Origin of the sequence: Bacillus sp. 179-C3.3 HS (assembly GCF_047229225.1) — a bacterium.
Lineage (GTDB): Bacteria > Bacillota > Bacilli > Bacillales > Bacillaceae > Bacillus.
Window position 1 is genome coordinate 44,777 of the sequence record NZ_JBFEFT010000011.1, and the last position, 15,121, is coordinate 59,897.

The 15,121-nt window shown below is 40.6% G+C and carries 17 protein-coding genes; 9 read left to right on the forward strand and 8 right to left on the reverse strand.

What is annotated here, in order from left to right:
• Nucleotides 1-182: 182 nt before the first annotated feature.
• Nucleotides 183-740, forward strand: coding sequence for a DUF5366 family protein (locus AB1K80_RS08935; RefSeq protein WP_412856270.1), 558 nt, complete (start codon nt 183-185; stop codon nt 738-740).
• Nucleotides 741-782: 42 nt separating this feature from the next.
• Here the strand turns inward: AB1K80_RS08935 and AB1K80_RS08940 are convergent, their stop codons facing one another.
• The 3 genes from AB1K80_RS08940 to AB1K80_RS08950 all read right to left on the reverse strand — a co-directional run bounded on the left by AB1K80_RS08940 (nt 783) and on the right by AB1K80_RS08950 (nt 4,400).
• The gene (locus AB1K80_RS08940; protein WP_412856271.1) at nt 783-1,193 is read right to left on the reverse strand and encodes a thiol-disulfide oxidoreductase DCC family protein; all 411 of its coding nucleotides are present in this window, start codon (nt 1,191-1,193) and stop codon (nt 783-785) included.
• A gap of 19 nt (nt 1,194-1,212) precedes the next feature.
• Nucleotides 1,213-3,114 (reverse strand): transglycosylase domain-containing protein, encoded by a 1,902-nt coding sequence (locus AB1K80_RS08945; protein ID WP_412856272.1) that lies wholly within the window; start codon nt 3,112-3,114, stop codon nt 1,213-1,215.
• Between the two features lie 107 nt (nt 3,115-3,221).
• Nucleotides 3,222-4,400 carry an MFS transporter gene (locus AB1K80_RS08950; RefSeq protein WP_412856273.1) on the reverse strand — a complete coding sequence of 393 codons (1,179 nt, stop codon included), beginning with the start codon at nt 4,398-4,400 and terminating at the stop codon, nt 3,222-3,224.
• A gap of 217 nt (nt 4,401-4,617) precedes the next feature.
• Between AB1K80_RS08950 and kapD the strand changes: the two genes are divergently transcribed.
• Nucleotides 4,618-5,235, forward strand: a complete 618-nt coding sequence (gene kapD / locus AB1K80_RS08955; protein ID WP_412856274.1) for a 3'-5' exonuclease KapD — start codon at nt 4,618-4,620, stop codon at nt 5,233-5,235.
• Here kapD and AB1K80_RS08960 read toward each other — a convergent pair.
• Nucleotides 5,232-5,624: a kinase-associated lipoprotein B gene (locus AB1K80_RS08960; protein WP_412856275.1), complete on the reverse strand. Its 393-nt coding sequence runs from the start codon at nt 5,622-5,624 to the stop codon at nt 5,232-5,234. The genes kapD and AB1K80_RS08960 overlap by 4 nt on opposite strands.
• Before the next feature lie 90 nt (nt 5,625-5,714).
• Between AB1K80_RS08960 and AB1K80_RS08965 the strand changes: the two genes are divergently transcribed.
• Nucleotides 5,715-5,894, forward strand: a complete 180-nt coding sequence (locus tag AB1K80_RS08965) for a hypothetical protein (protein ID WP_412856276.1) — start codon at nt 5,715-5,717, stop codon at nt 5,892-5,894.
• Here AB1K80_RS08965 and AB1K80_RS08970 read toward each other — a convergent pair whose 3' ends face one another.
• Both AB1K80_RS08970 and AB1K80_RS08975 read right to left on the reverse strand, forming a co-directional pair.
• Nucleotides 5,895-7,187, reverse strand: a complete 1,293-nt coding sequence (locus tag AB1K80_RS08970) for an ATP-binding protein (RefSeq protein ID WP_412856277.1) — start codon at nt 7,185-7,187, stop codon at nt 5,895-5,897.
• 137 nt (nt 7,188-7,324) lie between these two features.
• On the reverse strand, nt 7,325-8,491 hold the full coding sequence (locus tag AB1K80_RS08975; protein WP_412856278.1) for a MalY/PatB family protein: 1,167 nt from the start codon (nt 8,489-8,491) through the stop codon (nt 7,325-7,327).
• An 83-nt stretch (nt 8,492-8,574) separates the two neighbouring features.
• Between AB1K80_RS08975 and AB1K80_RS08980 the strand changes: the two genes are divergently transcribed.
• Nucleotides 8,575-8,835: a DUF1871 family protein gene (locus AB1K80_RS08980; protein ID WP_412856279.1), complete on the forward strand. Its 261-nt coding sequence runs from the start codon at nt 8,575-8,577 to the stop codon at nt 8,833-8,835.
• Here AB1K80_RS08980 and AB1K80_RS08985 read toward each other — a convergent pair.
• The gene (locus AB1K80_RS08985) at nt 8,832-9,632 is read right to left on the reverse strand and encodes an alpha/beta fold hydrolase (protein ID WP_412856322.1); all 801 of its coding nucleotides are present in this window, start codon (nt 9,630-9,632) and stop codon (nt 8,832-8,834) included. The genes AB1K80_RS08980 and AB1K80_RS08985 overlap by 4 nt on opposite strands.
• A 202-nt stretch (nt 9,633-9,834) precedes the next feature.
• Between AB1K80_RS08985 and AB1K80_RS08990 the strand changes: the two genes are divergently transcribed.
• From AB1K80_RS08990 to yugI, 3 genes are all read left to right on the forward strand, one after another.
• Complete coding sequence (locus AB1K80_RS08990; RefSeq protein ID WP_412856280.1) at nt 9,835-10,335, forward strand: Lrp/AsnC family transcriptional regulator; 501 nt, start codon at nt 9,835-9,837, stop codon at nt 10,333-10,335.
• A complete protein-coding gene (locus AB1K80_RS08995) occupies nt 10,336-11,529 on the forward strand; it encodes an aminotransferase (RefSeq protein ID WP_412856281.1) in 1,194 nt (397 codons plus the stop codon).
• A 198-nt stretch (nt 11,530-11,727) separates the two neighbouring features.
• Nucleotides 11,728-12,120: a S1 domain-containing post-transcriptional regulator GSP13 gene (yugI, locus tag AB1K80_RS09000; protein WP_412856282.1), complete on the forward strand. Its 393-nt coding sequence runs from the start codon at nt 11,728-11,730 to the stop codon at nt 12,118-12,120.
• 48 nt (nt 12,121-12,168) lie between these two features.
• On the opposite strand, the gene AB1K80_RS09005 is transcribed toward yugI, so the two are convergent.
• On the reverse strand, nt 12,169-12,399 hold the full coding sequence (locus tag AB1K80_RS09005; RefSeq protein WP_412856283.1) for a DUF378 domain-containing protein: 231 nt from the start codon (nt 12,397-12,399) through the stop codon (nt 12,169-12,171).
• 145 nt (nt 12,400-12,544) lie between these two features.
• On the opposite strand from AB1K80_RS09005, the gene AB1K80_RS09010 reads away from it, so the two are divergent.
• Together AB1K80_RS09010 and AB1K80_RS09015 are read left to right on the forward strand one after the other, a co-directional pair.
• Nucleotides 12,545-13,708 (forward strand): iron-containing alcohol dehydrogenase, encoded by a 1,164-nt coding sequence (locus AB1K80_RS09010; protein ID WP_412856284.1) that lies wholly within the window; start codon nt 12,545-12,547, stop codon nt 13,706-13,708.
• Between the two features lie 121 nt (nt 13,709-13,829).
• The gene (locus AB1K80_RS09015; protein WP_412856285.1) at nt 13,830-15,002 is read left to right on the forward strand and encodes an iron-containing alcohol dehydrogenase; all 1,173 of its coding nucleotides are present in this window, start codon (nt 13,830-13,832) and stop codon (nt 15,000-15,002) included.
• Nucleotides 15,003-15,121: the final 119 nt, after the last annotated feature.

Below are 15,121 nucleotides of genomic sequence, written 5' to 3' on the forward strand. Positions count from 1 at the left end.
CCCCTCACGCTCAATTTTTTCGTAATAGTAATACTTTAACGGTAAAATGTATCTTTGTGAAGGATTGCGCGTATAAAATTCCATCTTTGTCCGTTTGATTCCAATTTGTGCTATGAAAGTATCTTGTCAATCCGAATTAAGTGAGCCATAATAAGTGTGAGCTTATGAGAAAGGATCTATTTATGAAAAATACATACTTAACTGGGTATTTCCCGCTAATTTCCATTTTGTTATTTAGTTCTGCTTTTTCAATATTCACAGTTGGATTCACGACTGAATTCTTGAATCAAGCTGGCATTTTAAAAGGAATGCTGGAATTCTTTTCGGAACAGGGGATCCGGCTTGCTCTTTTTGCTGCATTTGCACTCGTATATTTTATGATATTATCCGCTTTAAAACTGATTGCAGATACGGTGCTAGAGTTGGCACTACTCTTTTTTGCAAGGGATCCTGAAGGGGAGAACTTAAAGAAAATTCGCATTGCCTCCATCGTTTACTTGTTTGCTAGTTTACTTGCATTTCTATTAACGCAACACATTACGCTGCTTGTTGGCCTGTTAGCTTTAGCGAGCCTTGTTTATTTTATTTGGGTGATTGTTCGTGTTTATCAATCACTGTCTATGTTCAATTTAATTGGATTTATGTTATTTGTTTTATTGTTTTGGGCGACGTTTTTAATTGGCATTTTGTACTTATTTATTAAGCTTTATAACAGTGTGATGGCAAGCCTGCCAGCGTAAACAGATAAAAGAAAGCATCCTCCGGATATGGAGGATGCTTTTTTATGTGAGAAATCGTTTCTTGATATTCGGTGTAGGCATTAAGCAGGACGTCTTTTGACCAAACCATTTGTAGCGGTTTTTAGCGATGCGGTTATAAAACCAATCGCGGATTGGCCGCGGGATGGCAAGGAGTACATAGCTCCAACGATAGATGCCTTTTAAATGGCGTGCTACTTTTAAGACCCCTGTTGATTTCATATAAAGTGTTCCCTCTTCGATATAAATGAATGAATTGAATTCATTTAAGGGCAAACCATGTTCTTTTAAAATGCGTTGTCCCGTATCTGATTGAAGGGAAGCAAACATCATGCGTTCATTCGGATCGTGCTTGATGACAAATTGAACAGCTCCGCTACATACATTGCAGATTCCATCAAATAGAATGAGATGGGATGGATTAGTGAAAGACATGGTCAGACCATCCTCCTAGTTATCTAGCGTATTGCATGGTATTTTTCCAAATACGTAAATGCGGGCTTGAGCCATAAATGGATTCAACTGTTCCTCGATCTCTTCCGACCCATACACCCATCGTATATTGATCTGTTAGTCCAACGAACCAAATGTCTTTGTAGTCATTTGATGTTCCAGTTTTACCACCGATATAAGGGGCCTGGAAATTGGCCTTTTTCCCTGTTCCGCTTTTCATAACGGAGGCAAGCAGTTTTCGCATTGTCTCATTGGTCCGCTGTGAATATACTTGTTTCGGTTTGTTTTTCCACTTGTAAAGGGTTTTTCCATTTAAGTCTGTGACCTTTGTAATCGAGTGGCTTTGCGTGTAGGAGCCATCATTACCAAAGACCGTATACGCATCAGTGATTTCAAGAGGCGAGAAGCCTTTCGTAAATCCTCCAAGTGCGGATGGCAGGCGATAGTCATCTGCTACAAGGTGTTCGAATGAGAATTTTTCCAAGTAGCTAAAGCCTTTTTTGACACCTACTGTATCCAGCAATCGAATCGCAGGGGTATTATAGGAATGTTTAAAGGCTGTTTCAAGAGTCACCATTCCGTAATTTTTTTGGCTATAGTTTTGCGGACAGTATCCACTGCTGCAAAACTTCCCAGCACTCACGGTACTTGATGCTGTTGCACCGGTTTGGTCAATATAAGGCCCGTAATCCAGAAGTGGCTTGATGGCCGATCCAGGTTGTCTGATCGCTTGATAGGCATAGTTGAAATCAAACTTTTGATAATTCTTTCCGCCAGCAAGTGCCACAATTTGATGCGTTTGATGATTAATGACCGCAGAGCCCCCTTGAACCCCTTGGTATGGCAACTGTGCATTTAACTGATAAACAGCTCTTTGTTGCAGGACAGGGTCAAGTGCTGTATAGATTTTAACACCATCCTGTAGCAGAGCGCTGACCTTTTCAGATAACTCTTTTTGGATGGCTTTTTTCGCTCCAGCTGTTTTGGCCTTTTTCAATCGTTTTGTAAAGCCTTCTTGTTGAGACACAAGATCCGTAAATTCCTCATTCGCATATGTCACATAATCAGGGTAGAGATTTTTCTTCTCACTTAACGACAAGGTGATTTTTTCTTTGATCGCCTTTTTATATTCCTTCTTCGTGAGGACGCCGTCTTTTTCCAAAATACCGAGCAGTCGTTCTTGGCGCTTTTTCGTATTTTTAAACTTTTTCAAAGGATCATATAGCGTCGGATTATTTGGTATGGCAGAAATAAAGGCCATCTGTGCAACCGACAATGAACTGAGCGGCTTATCAAAATAATAATTAGCCGCTGAACCAACACCGTAAACCCCATTGCTAAAATAAATCGTATTTAAATAGCTTTCGAAAATTTCATCCTTTGAGAATTTCCGCTCTAATTCATATGAATAGAGGAGTTCAGTAAATTTTCGGGTAAACGAACGTTCATGACTTAAATATAAGTTACGAGATAATTGCTGTGTGATGGTACTAGCGCCCTGACTGATGTCATTGTTTTTGACATTCGCGGCAAGGGCCCGAACAACCCCCATAAAGTCAATGCCTTTATGGTCATAGAAGTTACGATCTTCTGAACGGAGGAACAGCTCCTTCACATGATCAGGAATTTTATCGTATTCCACAAATACACGGTTCTCATCATTCGATACGATCTCTGAGATAAGAGAACCATCCCGATCATACACATAACTATTTTGGGCAAAATCTATCTTTTCCAGCTTGATTTTTTGATCAAGCACTTCGTTAACAGGTTTTACACTTGCAGCTTCTTCCTTTGATAGATAAAACGTCAGAAGAAATAATGGAATCAAAGCAACAAGTAATAACCAACCAATCATTGCACGAAACATGAGGTCACTCACTTTCTTCAGATTTCTAGCCATATCGTACCATTCTTTTGCGAATACGAGAAGGTTCTTTTGAGAAAAGAATGGGCATGAAGTCTACATAAGAGAGAGTTTGGTATAAAAAAGAAGTATCTGATGGCACGTCAGATACTTCTTTCTTTTGCCTTGGTATGGGAGCGTACCGCCCATAAAAATAATGCGCCAAACAGGAAAATACAAGAAGTCACATAAAAAACGGCTGGAATCCCGTAGTGACTTGCCACAATTCCCCCGATGACGGGACCGATCACATTCCCTAGAAAGCGGAAGCTCACATTGTATCCAAGGATTTCGCCTTGCATATTGGCAGGTGCTTTGATTCGAATGTACGCAGTCGTACATGGGATGATGCCGCCAAGCGCCATTCCATATAGAAAACGGAAAAGGACTAGTAGGCTATAGGAATCGACCATCGCTTGTGGAATGAATAAAATGGACGAAAGGATCAGAAGGGCTAATAGCACTTTATCATGTCCGATTCGATCCCCAAGATCTCCCCATTTTCGTGTAAACATCAGATTTCCAAGTCCTGTAGCGGAAAATGCTAGCCCAGCAAAAAAGGCGATATTGTCCGGACCATGTAAATCATGAATGTACAGAGCTAACAATGGTTGAATACTAAAGTTCCCCACTTGCGTAATAAACGTCAATAGCATTGTGACAATGAGTAAAGGTTGCTTCAAAATATGAACAAGAACATCTTTTCTAGAATAAGAGATGTGTTTCGATTCTTTTGATTGGATGGGCTGTTCTTTGACACCGAAGAAAATCACGATGCTCGAAAGATAAATGACGGCAGCGGTTAAAAAAAACGTATAAATGAATCCAACACTGTCTGCCATAAATCCGCCCATTAATGGCCCAAACAATCCGCCAGCGACATTACTCATCTGCATTGTCCCTAGCGTTCTACCGGCAGTTGCCTTTTCAGTTTGAGCCGAGATAAGAGCCATTGAAGTGGAGATAAAGCCTGTTACAAGCCCCATAAATAGACGCAATGCAAACAACTGATAGACGGTTTGGACGAGTCCCATTAATAGAATGCTTGTGGCGATTCCAATTCCATTGATGAGTAAGATTTTTTTATAGCCATGCCGGTCCCCAATTCGTCCCCAAATAGGCGAAATGAGAAAAGCCGTTAAAAACGTGACCCCAAAGACATAGCCACTCCAGCTTTGGACGAATTCATTTGAATAGCTGCTATCAAGAGATTCTATGTATAGTGATAAAAAAGGAACGATCATTGTAATACTCGCAGATACAAAAAAGTTCACAAACCACATGATGTATAAGTTCTTCTTCCTGTTTGTGATACAGACCACCTTCTTTATTTATTTCGTGTTCCTTAATAATTATAAAGGAAAGTAAACGATCTTTCATCTTATGTAGGTTGGGCATAGTGAATCTGTATTATTTTCGTGAAAATGAAGTGATTTCAAAGTCCGTCTTAATATAATGATATCAAGGTGCTAAAACAGACGAGAAAGTGAGGTGAGATGATTGGAACAGAAGACGCTGCTTGTGGTCGATTTTGAATTTACGATGCCTGATGGAAAGTATCATCCGCAAAATTTTTTCCCTGAAATTATTGAGGCAGGTGTAGTGAAGGCGACGAATGACACCATCATAGATACCTTCTCGAGTTACGTCAAACCGAAAAAATTTCCCAAGTTGACGAAGCGTTGTAAATCATTTCTCGGCATTACGCAACAGGATGTAGAGGGGGGGATGTCATTTGAAGCGTTTATCGATACGATGGTGCTGCTTGATGGGGGAGAAGGTTGTGAGATTATTACGTGGGGAAATATGGACATGAAGGTGCTGAAGCAAAACTGCATGCATAATCATATTGCTTTTCCGTTTAAGGGGAATCTACGGGATCTCGCTTTTGAGTATAAAACGTTCTTTGGTGACAGAACGTTGACAGGACTTCGAACAGCGGCGAAGGAATATGGAAGTGAAGGAGCTGGTAAGCATCATAAAGCACTCGATGATGCCATGACAACTTATCAGCTATTCACCCTTTTTGAAAAAGACAGAGCCTATGTGGAAAATCCGCAAACAACGAAAATAGGTGAACTCATTGATTTCTCCCAATTTTTTGAATCGACAGATTAGCGAGCGTCTTCTGGAAAATAGTCCTTTTCAAGAGAAGCCAGGCAGGCTCTAGATTTATCCGCCCATTCTGAGTCATCTGAGTGAAGTGCTTCTTTCAATTTATTTATGGCTTGTTTTAATGACGCTTTGTAATCTGGGACTTCGCCATCGTAAGGCTTGACCATATGATGAGGAATATTTGTTTGTTCATTGAATGCCAATGCACGTCTTTCCTGAAAAAAAGGCACATCCGCTTGTTTTGGGTGATGAAGGTCGCCTTGGGTAGGGTGGGTGAGTACAGCTTTCACTTGAACAAGATATGCCGCTTGTTTGACCGCAGTGACTTCTCCAATATACGCTCCTGTTTTGTAAAAGCCTTTGACGATTTGTCCAATTTGAATGTCTGTCATGTGAAATTCCTCCATTTCCTTCTCGTAGGAAGGTATTTCATTTCTTTTATCCAATATAGTGAAGTAAACGAGCAAAAGGGGGAATGGTGAATGATATCATTCATCGCACTTTTTCTACTGTATTTTCCTGAAGATAAAAGGGAATACATCCCGGCAGCAATCACCACGGTGCTTTTCTTTACTGCTGCATTTATTTGTTTTCGTCTGATCGTGCGTGCTTCTAAGAAGCAGGAGCAGAAGGATGAAAAGTGGACAAAAAAAATGGATTGATCATTTTCTTCGTGTATCTTCAGGAAATTTCACAGTGACGGTTGTCCCAGAATGCAGGGAGCTTTTAAAGCGAATGGTTCCATGGTGATTTTCGATAATGGAAAAGGTCACCGTTAGCCCAAGTCCAGTCCCTTTGTTTTTCAATGTGTAATAAGGTTCGCCAAGTTTTTTCATTTGGCTTTCTGTCATACCGACGCCATTATCAACGAAATAAAGGCATACTTTATGATTCTCTTTTGAAGCAAAAAGCTCAATTTTTCCCTCATGTTCTGGCGCTGCTTCAATGGCATTTTTGATTAAATTAATTAGTACTTGTTTGATCTTCGTTTCATCCCCTTGTATGTATAAATCAGGTTCAATCGATTGGTGGATCGTAACTGATTTAAAGTTCGCATAGGAAGTCATGAGTGATGCACAGTCTTCCAGCAATTTGGAAAGATTCAAAGATTCGATTTGATAATAGTTTTGTTTCGCGATATCAAGATAACTTGTAATAATGTCTTGGGCACGATCTAGCTCTGACAGAACAAGGTTTTTATAATCTTTATTGGTCGATGGTTCCTTTGCATTGTCACTCGAAAAAAGCAATTGAATAAATCCTCTCACCACTGTCAGTGGATTCCGCACTTCATGGGCAACGCTTGCAGCCAGTTCACTTACAATGGTTAGCTTCTCTGATTGGACGAGCTGTGTTCTCATTTGTGCATTTTCTTTGACGAATTCAATAGAGTAAATGCTTAGTACGAGAAAGAAGATGTAGTAAAGGGTTGAGAAAAATAGCTCAAGGAACTTTTGCTGCATAATAAAAGCGGGGCTATAATCCAATATGCTGACAACAAACAGCCCAATGTAAATAATGACCCCTTTAGAAAGGCCGATGAGCACCCCGTATACGAGTTTTTTCAGCTTCGCGTATTGTCGCCATTTTCGGTAGAAAAGGAACGGAATCAAAAAGTATATGGGAACAACGATCATCCCAACCCATAGGAAAGAGCCATACATAATGAATTTCACAAATGAACTAGCCAAGATCGCCACGATTCCAGTCATGTAGCCTCCGTATAAAATGGCAAGGACAAGGGGAATCGATTGAAGCCCAGTTTGTAAATCTAACACGGAACCAACCGGATACATAATACATAGTGCTGATGAGATCGATGCAAATATTGTAATGAGCAGTTTATTCGTTCTTGGGAAATGTGCAGGGGTCCGGCTTAGCCATAGTGCATGATATATAAAAATTGGAAATAGAATAAAAGATACATGGAGCAGAAAATCCTTGAACATTTCCATTTCAATGCTCTCCTCGTCATGAATTGTAATTCTTTTCATTATATCATTTCATTAAAAAAGTAGATATGTTAATAGAAGGGTTTTTTCATTAAAAAGAACACCCGTTAGGATGTTCTCTCTGTACTGTAATGATCAGGTTAAGGAGTGAATGCTCGATGAAGCCGTTTCAAGCCTTCTTTTACGGTTGAAGCAGGGCAACCGAGATTCATCCGAATAAAACCGTCTCCTTCATGTCCATACACGTGGCCATACTCAAGAATGACTTTCCCCTTTTTAAGTAAATTCCGCTTCAATTCTGCCTGTGTGAATTCGTAATCACGAATGTCTAACCATAATAAATAAGAAGCGTCCGGTTTCATATAACGCATATTTGGCAGATGTTCATCAATATACGCCATCGCCATTTTCATGTTGTTTTCGAGATAAAGAACAAGTGAATCGAGCCACTCATCACCATGACGATAGGCTGCTTCCATTGCAGGAATTGCGAATGCATTCAGTGATCCTAGCCCGTTTCGCTGCATTTCATTGGTGAAAAGGGTTCTTCTTTCTTCATCAGGAATGATGATGGCTGATGCTTGAAGTCCAGCCAAATTAAATGTTTTACTTGGTGCAAGACAAGTCACCGTAATGTGTGCTATGTCGTCAGATAGACTAGCAAACGGTATATGCGGTTTACCTGAGTGCATTAGGTCGGAATGGATCTCATCTGAAACGACCGTGACACCATGCTTGACGCAAAGTTCACCTACTCGTGTTAACTCTTCTTTTGACCAAGCTCTCCCAGATGGGTTATGTGGATGACAAAGGAACATCATCTTTGCTTGTGGTCTGCTTAGTTTTTTCTCTAAGTCATCAAAATCCATCATGTACCGATTGTTTTCTATCTTTAAAGGATTGGTTAAGACAAGACGATGATTCTTCTCAATCATTTGATAAAAAGGAGTGTAAACAGGCGATTGAATAATGATCTCATCGTTCGGATCTGTATAGGCTTGGACGGCTAAACTAAGGGCTGTCACCACGCCTGGTGTAAATGTCACAGCATCTGTTTGAATCGACCATCCATGTCTTTTTTTTACCCACCCAGCAACTGCTTGCTGTGTCTCCTCGTCCTGAAATGCATAGCCAAATATGCCGTGATCTAGTCGTTCTTTCAATGCATCAAGCACGACTTGTGGCGCTTTAAAATCCATATCTGCTACCCACATAGGGAGCGCATCCGTTGTCAGATATAAAGACTCTGCTAAATCCCATTTAACGGATTTTGATCCTTTACGTATGAATTGTTCGTCGAAATTCATGAAACCCACCTCTAGCTATTTTTCAACCATTGTTGGTTGTGCTAAAATAAACATCACAAAAATTATTATAAGCGGTGATCCCCATGAAAGATAGTCAAGCTGTAGAAGAGATGATCCAACTCATAAAGACATGGGACCCTTTCCATTATGGAGAGGATTTTTATGAAACGGAGCCTGTTGATGTCATTAGCGCTTTATATGATACAGAGGATCCAGTCTCATTAGCAAAAGAGATTCAAGCCATTTACCATCATTCATTTGAACAGCTTCTCCCAATAGAGAGCTGTCAAGAGATAGCGAATCAACTCATTGTCATAAGAGACGCCCAATCTTGCACACGCTAAGACAGGCTGAAATTGCCGATTTGATCGGATACGAAGACCGGATTTTCCTCTGGAATGAGGTGACCGGTTTTTTTTAATGCATGTAAAGTAGAATAAGGCAAATCTTTGTGGAGTCTTTCTCCAACTTGAAGCGGAACAATTCGATCTTCCTCGCCCCAAATGAGTAAGACAGGTGTCTCCATATTTCTCAGCACATCTGACGTCAGATCACCTTCCCGGTGACGGACCAACCGTAATAGGCCTCTAAAGATTTTATCATCGGAAAAAGGCTTTAAATAACCATCGACCATTTCCTGATCAATAATGGAATGATCATGCACAACATCGGTTAAGTTTTTCATAATGCCTTGTTTTAAAAGCTTTCTTTTCAAAAATAAATAAAAATAAGGAATATACGTGCTATATACAAGCGATCTTTTGGATTTGTTTAAATAGCCTGAACTACATAAGAGAACCGCCTTTTCAAATATATCCGGTCGTTCCGATGCAGCGTATAACGCAATCTGTCCTCCCATTGAATGCCCGACTAAGGTGGCATTTTTGATTTGCAAATAACCTGCCAGCTCAATGATGATTTTTCCCATGTTGCGATAGCTATAAATAAAGGTATCGGATTTTTCAGATTGTCCGAATGGAGGCAGATCAATCGCAATCAAATGAAAGTCTTTCTTTAAAAGTGGAATCAGCTTTCGATAGCTGAAGGTAGAAGAAAAAAGACCGTGAATTAAAATGAGTGTTTTTTTCCCTTCGTTTGGATAATGCTCGTAATAGATATCTACTCCGAATTTGCTTCTCATATAGGCTGTTTGAACAATGTCCACATTTATCACTCCGATACTGGATACTCAATCTCTATTATAGGTGACTGTATTGTACCCTAAAAAGTGGTGATTAAACTACAAATTGAATTGTCTCCTTCTTAGCAAAATGGGAAAAACGTGCTATAATGTTCAGAAGATTTTTTAAAACTAGTTTTTACATTCTGAGGTGTGAATTGAAATGAAACTAACAGAAAAAGAAACTGAAATATTAGAGATTTTAGATGAAAACAGTCGCGCAGATTTAAATACAGTTGCAAAAATGGCAGGTGTGACAGTTGAAGAAGCCGAAGCCATTATTCAAAAACTTGAAGATCAAAAAATCATTATTGATTACTCGACCATGATTGATTGGCGAAAAGTAGATGGACAAGAAGGCGTCACAGCGATGATTGATGTCAAAGTAACGCCTAAAAGAGGCGTCGGCTTTAATGAAATAGCTGAACGGATTTATCGGTTCCAAGAGGTCGAGTCTGTGTATTTAATGTCAGGTGCATATGATCTATCAGTTGTCATACGCGGGAAATCAATGTCCGATGTTGCTCGATTTGTTTCTGAAAAATTATCGACGCTCGATTCCGTTGTTTCAACAACAACCCACTTTATTTTGAAAAGATATAAGCATGATGGGAAAGTGTTTGAAACAGGGGACGATGACAAAAGAATCGTGGTGTCACCGTAAATGAAAAAGTCTTATTTATCTGATACGGTACAGAGTATTCAGCCGTCAGGTATTCGAAAATTTTTTGATTTGGCTGCGACGATGGATGGGGTCATCTCCCTTGGTGTCGGCGAGCCAGATTTCGTGACCGCGTGGAATGTGAGAGAAGCAAGTATTATGTCATTAGAGCAAGGGCTGACTTCATATACAGCAAATGCAGGGCTGTTATCTTTACGAAAAGAACTGAGCCATTATTTAAATAAGCGGTTTCAGATTGATTACAGTCCAGAAGAAGAACTGATCATCACAGTCGGAGGAAGCCAAGCCCTTGATTTGGCCTTTCGCGCGATTTTAAATAGCGGTGATGAAGTGATCATTCCAGAGCCATGTTTTGTTGCCTACGGTGCATTGACAACACTTGCTGGCGGGGTGCCTGTCTATTTAAGCACGACTGCTGAAAAAGATTTCAAGGCAGATGCGGCTGACCTACGTACGAAGCTGACGCCAAAGACAAAAGCCATCCTATTATGCACGCCATCAAATCCAACAGGGTCTGTCTACTCTAAAGAAGAACTTGAAGACATTGCCCAGTTTGCAAAAGAGCACGACCTTTTAATCATCACAGATGAGATTTATGCTGAGTTGACGTATGACGAAACGTTTACAAGCGTTGCAGCCATCCAAGATATGAAGGAAAGAACGATTTTAATTTCAGGCTTTTCAAAAGGGTTTGCGATGACAGGTTGGCGTTTAGGATATGTTGCAGCACCGCCTGAACTTCGTGAAGCGATGCTGAAGATCCATCAATATTCTATGATGTGTGCACCTTCCATGGCACAATATGCAGCAGAAGAGGCCTTAAGAAATGGTCTTGAAGATGTAGAGAAGATGAAAAAGAGCTACAGACGCCGCCGTAATTTGTTCGTCGGCTCACTTAATGAGCTTGGGCTGACATGCCACCGGCCAAATGGCGCATTTTACGCTTTCCCATCCATCAAAAGCACAGGCATGACGTCAGAGCAATTTGCGGAAGAGTTGCTACTTAGTGAAAAAGTAGCGGTTGTGCCTGGAAATGTATTTGGTCCAAGCGGGGAAGGGCATATTCGTTGTTCGTATGCTTCTTCACTAGAACAGCTTCAAGAGGCACTTTCAAGAATTCAACGGTTTATGCAAAATAGACAATTGACGGAAGAAGTACCTGCTATCTTAAAATAAAAAAAGGCATCAATCCAACTGGACTCATGCCTCTCAAATTAGGGGGGAATACTAGAAAGCATTCTGTTTTCATGTATTCCCCCTTTTGATGTCATCTAAACCCATCTTAAAAAATATTTTGCGTAACTGACCGTTCTATGATATAGTTTTTAATTGCGTATAAACGAATATTAAAACATTTATTTAGGAGTTGTTATCATGGCGACAAAGTTTGAAGTAGGCAGTGTTTACACTGGTAAAGTAACAGGATTACAAGCGTATGGTGCGTTTGTTGCATTAGATGAAGAAACTCAAGGACTTGTGCACATTTCTGAAGTGACACATGGCTTTGTAAAAGACATTAACGAGCACCTTTCAATTGGTGACGAAGTTCAAGTAAAAGTTCTTTCTGTTGATGAAAAAGCTGGTAAAATCAGCCTTTCTATCCGTGCGACACAAGAAGCACCTGAAAGAAAAGAAAGCAAACCAAAGAAACAAAGAACACAGCAAGTGAAAGAAGAAGCTGCTGCACCACAAGGATTCAATACACTTAAAGATAAACTTGAAGAGTGGATTGAGCAATCAAATCGCAAAGACTTAATCAAGAAATAATAAAAAAGGGCTGCCCATGTTGGCAGCCTTTTTGTTGTCTTTTTTACCTTAACGAACCTCTGGATTCGGCTCGTTGACAGCTTCTTCACTTGGTTTAAACAATAGACCAAGGTTAATGAGGCCTGCGATTCCAACAAGACCATAAATAATACGTGACAATGCAGAACCTTGACCGCCAAAGATCGCTGCAACTAAGTCAAATTGAAAAAAGCCGATTAGTCCCCAGTTAATAGCACCGATAATCGTGAGCACGAGGGCAATACGCTGAATAGCGCTCATCGTGATTCCTCCTTTCGCTACAGCATCAATACATTTATATTTTGCAGAATTTCAGCCAAACTATGCGTAAGAAAATGGATTGAAGCAAATTCCTTTACAATTGGAAGGAATGAGGCGCATAATGTAGCGCGAAGGAGGAGATCACATGAATCAATTTACATATTGGAATCCAACGAAATTAATCTTTGGCAAGGGCGAAGTGTCCGCTCTTTCAAATGAACTTAAACATTACGGAAAAAACGTATTGCTTGTATATGGTGGAGGTAGCATTAAACGGAACGGCCTATACGACCAAGTGGTTGACATCTTAAAAGAATCTGGAGCAGTCATCACGGAGCTAGCAGGTGTAGAGCCAAACCCTCGTTTAACGACTGTGAGAAAAGGTGTTGAGCTTTGTAAAGAGAATCAAATCGATTTTATTCTAGCAGTGGGCGGTGGAAGTGTCATTGATGCAACGAAAGCCATTGCAGCTGGAGCGAAGTATGATGGAGATGCTTGGGATATTGTGACGAAAAAACATGTTCCAATGGAAGCAATCCCATTCGGTACGATCTTAACACTTGCCGCTACAGGTTCAGAAATGAACGCTGGATCCGTCATTACAAACTGGGAAACAAATGAGAAATATGGTTGGGGAAGCCCGGCTGTATTCCCGAAATTCTCCATTCTAGATCCTGTTAATACATTCACTGTGCCAAAAAACCACACAATTTACGGAATGGTTGACATGATGTCACACGTATTTGAACAATATTTCCACCACACTGAAAACACGCCATATCAGGATCGCATGTGTGAAGGGCTTCTTCGTACAGTCATTGAAACGGCGCCGAAGCTGATCAATGATCTTGAAAATTATGAACTGCGTGAAACCATTTTATTTACGGGTACGATCGCTCTGAATGGCATGCTTTCAATGGGGGCACGTGGTGACTGGGCATCTCACAATATTGAGCATGCGGTATCAGCTGTCTATGATATTCCTCATGCTGGTGGACTCGCGATCTTGTTCCCGAACTGGATGAAGCATGTGATTCAAGAAAACCCGGCTCGCTTTAAGCAATTAGCAGTCCGTGTATTCGATGTGGACCCTACAGGAAAAACGGACGAAGAAGCAGGACTTGAAGGAATTGAAAAATTAACTGCCTTCTGGACTAGCTTAGGTGCACCAAGCCGTTTAGCCGATTATGACATTACAGATGAAAAAATTGATTTAATGGCAGATCGTGCAATGGCACGAGGCGAATTTGGTCATTTTAAAAAGCTAAACAAAGAAGATGTAGTAGCGATTTTGAATGCATCATTATAATCGAACATCCAAAAGATAGCTGCTTGCGAGCGGTTATCTTTTTTGAATTCAGCGTGTACATATGTTACAGTAGTCTTTCATGTTTTTTGGATATATTTGTTATAGGGAGTTGTAGAAAAAGATGGAGAACTTTATTTATTATAATCCAACGAAATTAATGTTTGGAAAAGGACAACTAGACGGACTTAAAAGCGAACTCGCTCGTTACGGAAAGCGGGTGTTACTTGTATATGGCGGAGGCAGTATTAAGAAAAATGGTCTTTATGATAACGTGATCAGCGCGTTACATGAAGCAGAGGCTGAAGTATCTGAGCTGTCAGGTGTTGAACCAAACCCTCGCCTCACAACAGTGAAAAAGGGAATCGACATCTGCCGAAATGAGAACATTGATTTCTTGTTAGCCGTTGGCGGTGGAAGTGTCATTGACTGTACTAAAGCCATTGCAGCTGGAGCGGAATATGACGGGGATGTTTGGGATATTATCTCAAAGAAAACGACCGCTCAAAAAGCATTGCCATTTGGCACAGTATTGACACTTGCAGCGACAGGCTCAGAAATGAACCCGGACTCTGTGATCACGAACTGGGAAACAAATGAAAAATACGTGTGGGGCAGTTCAGTCACTCATCCTGCTTTTTCAATTTTAGATCCTGTACATACGTATTCTGTGCCAGAGAATCAGACGGTGTACGGTATGGTTGATATGATGAGCCACGTGTTTGAACAATACTTCCATAATGTCAAAAACACGCCTCTACAAGATCGGATGTGTTTTGCTGTTCTTCAAACTGTCATCGAGACAGCACCAAAGCTGCTTGAAGACTTACAAAACTATGAGCACCGTGAAACAATCCTTTATGCAGGAACCATTGCTTTAAATGGCACGCTGCAAATGGGCTATTTTGGCGACTGGGCGTCTCATACGATTGAGCATGCGGTATCCGCTGTTTATGACATTCCGCATGCAGGCGGACTTGCGATCATCTTCCCAAATTGGATGCGCCACACACTTGATCATAATGTAGAGCGTTTTAAAAACCTGATGCTTCACATGTTTGACATTGAAACAGAAGGAAAATCAGATCGTGACATCGCACTAGAAGGAATCGACAAGCTGTCAGCCTTCTGGACTAGCCTAGGTGCACCGAGCCGATTAGCGGACTACGATATTGGGGAAGATCAACTAGACAAAATCGCTGACATTGCAGCAAAAGAAATGGAATATGGCGGTTTTGGTAACTTTATGAAACTAAATCGTGCTGACATTTTATCAATTTTAAAAGCCTCTTTATAATCTGGGTCGCCGCTTCTCTTCATGAGGAGCGGCTTTTTGCTACATCAATGACGATCACTTGATTTCAAAAGCTAGTTCCGATAAAGTGAAAGGGATAGAACTATCGTAATGGAGGGCTT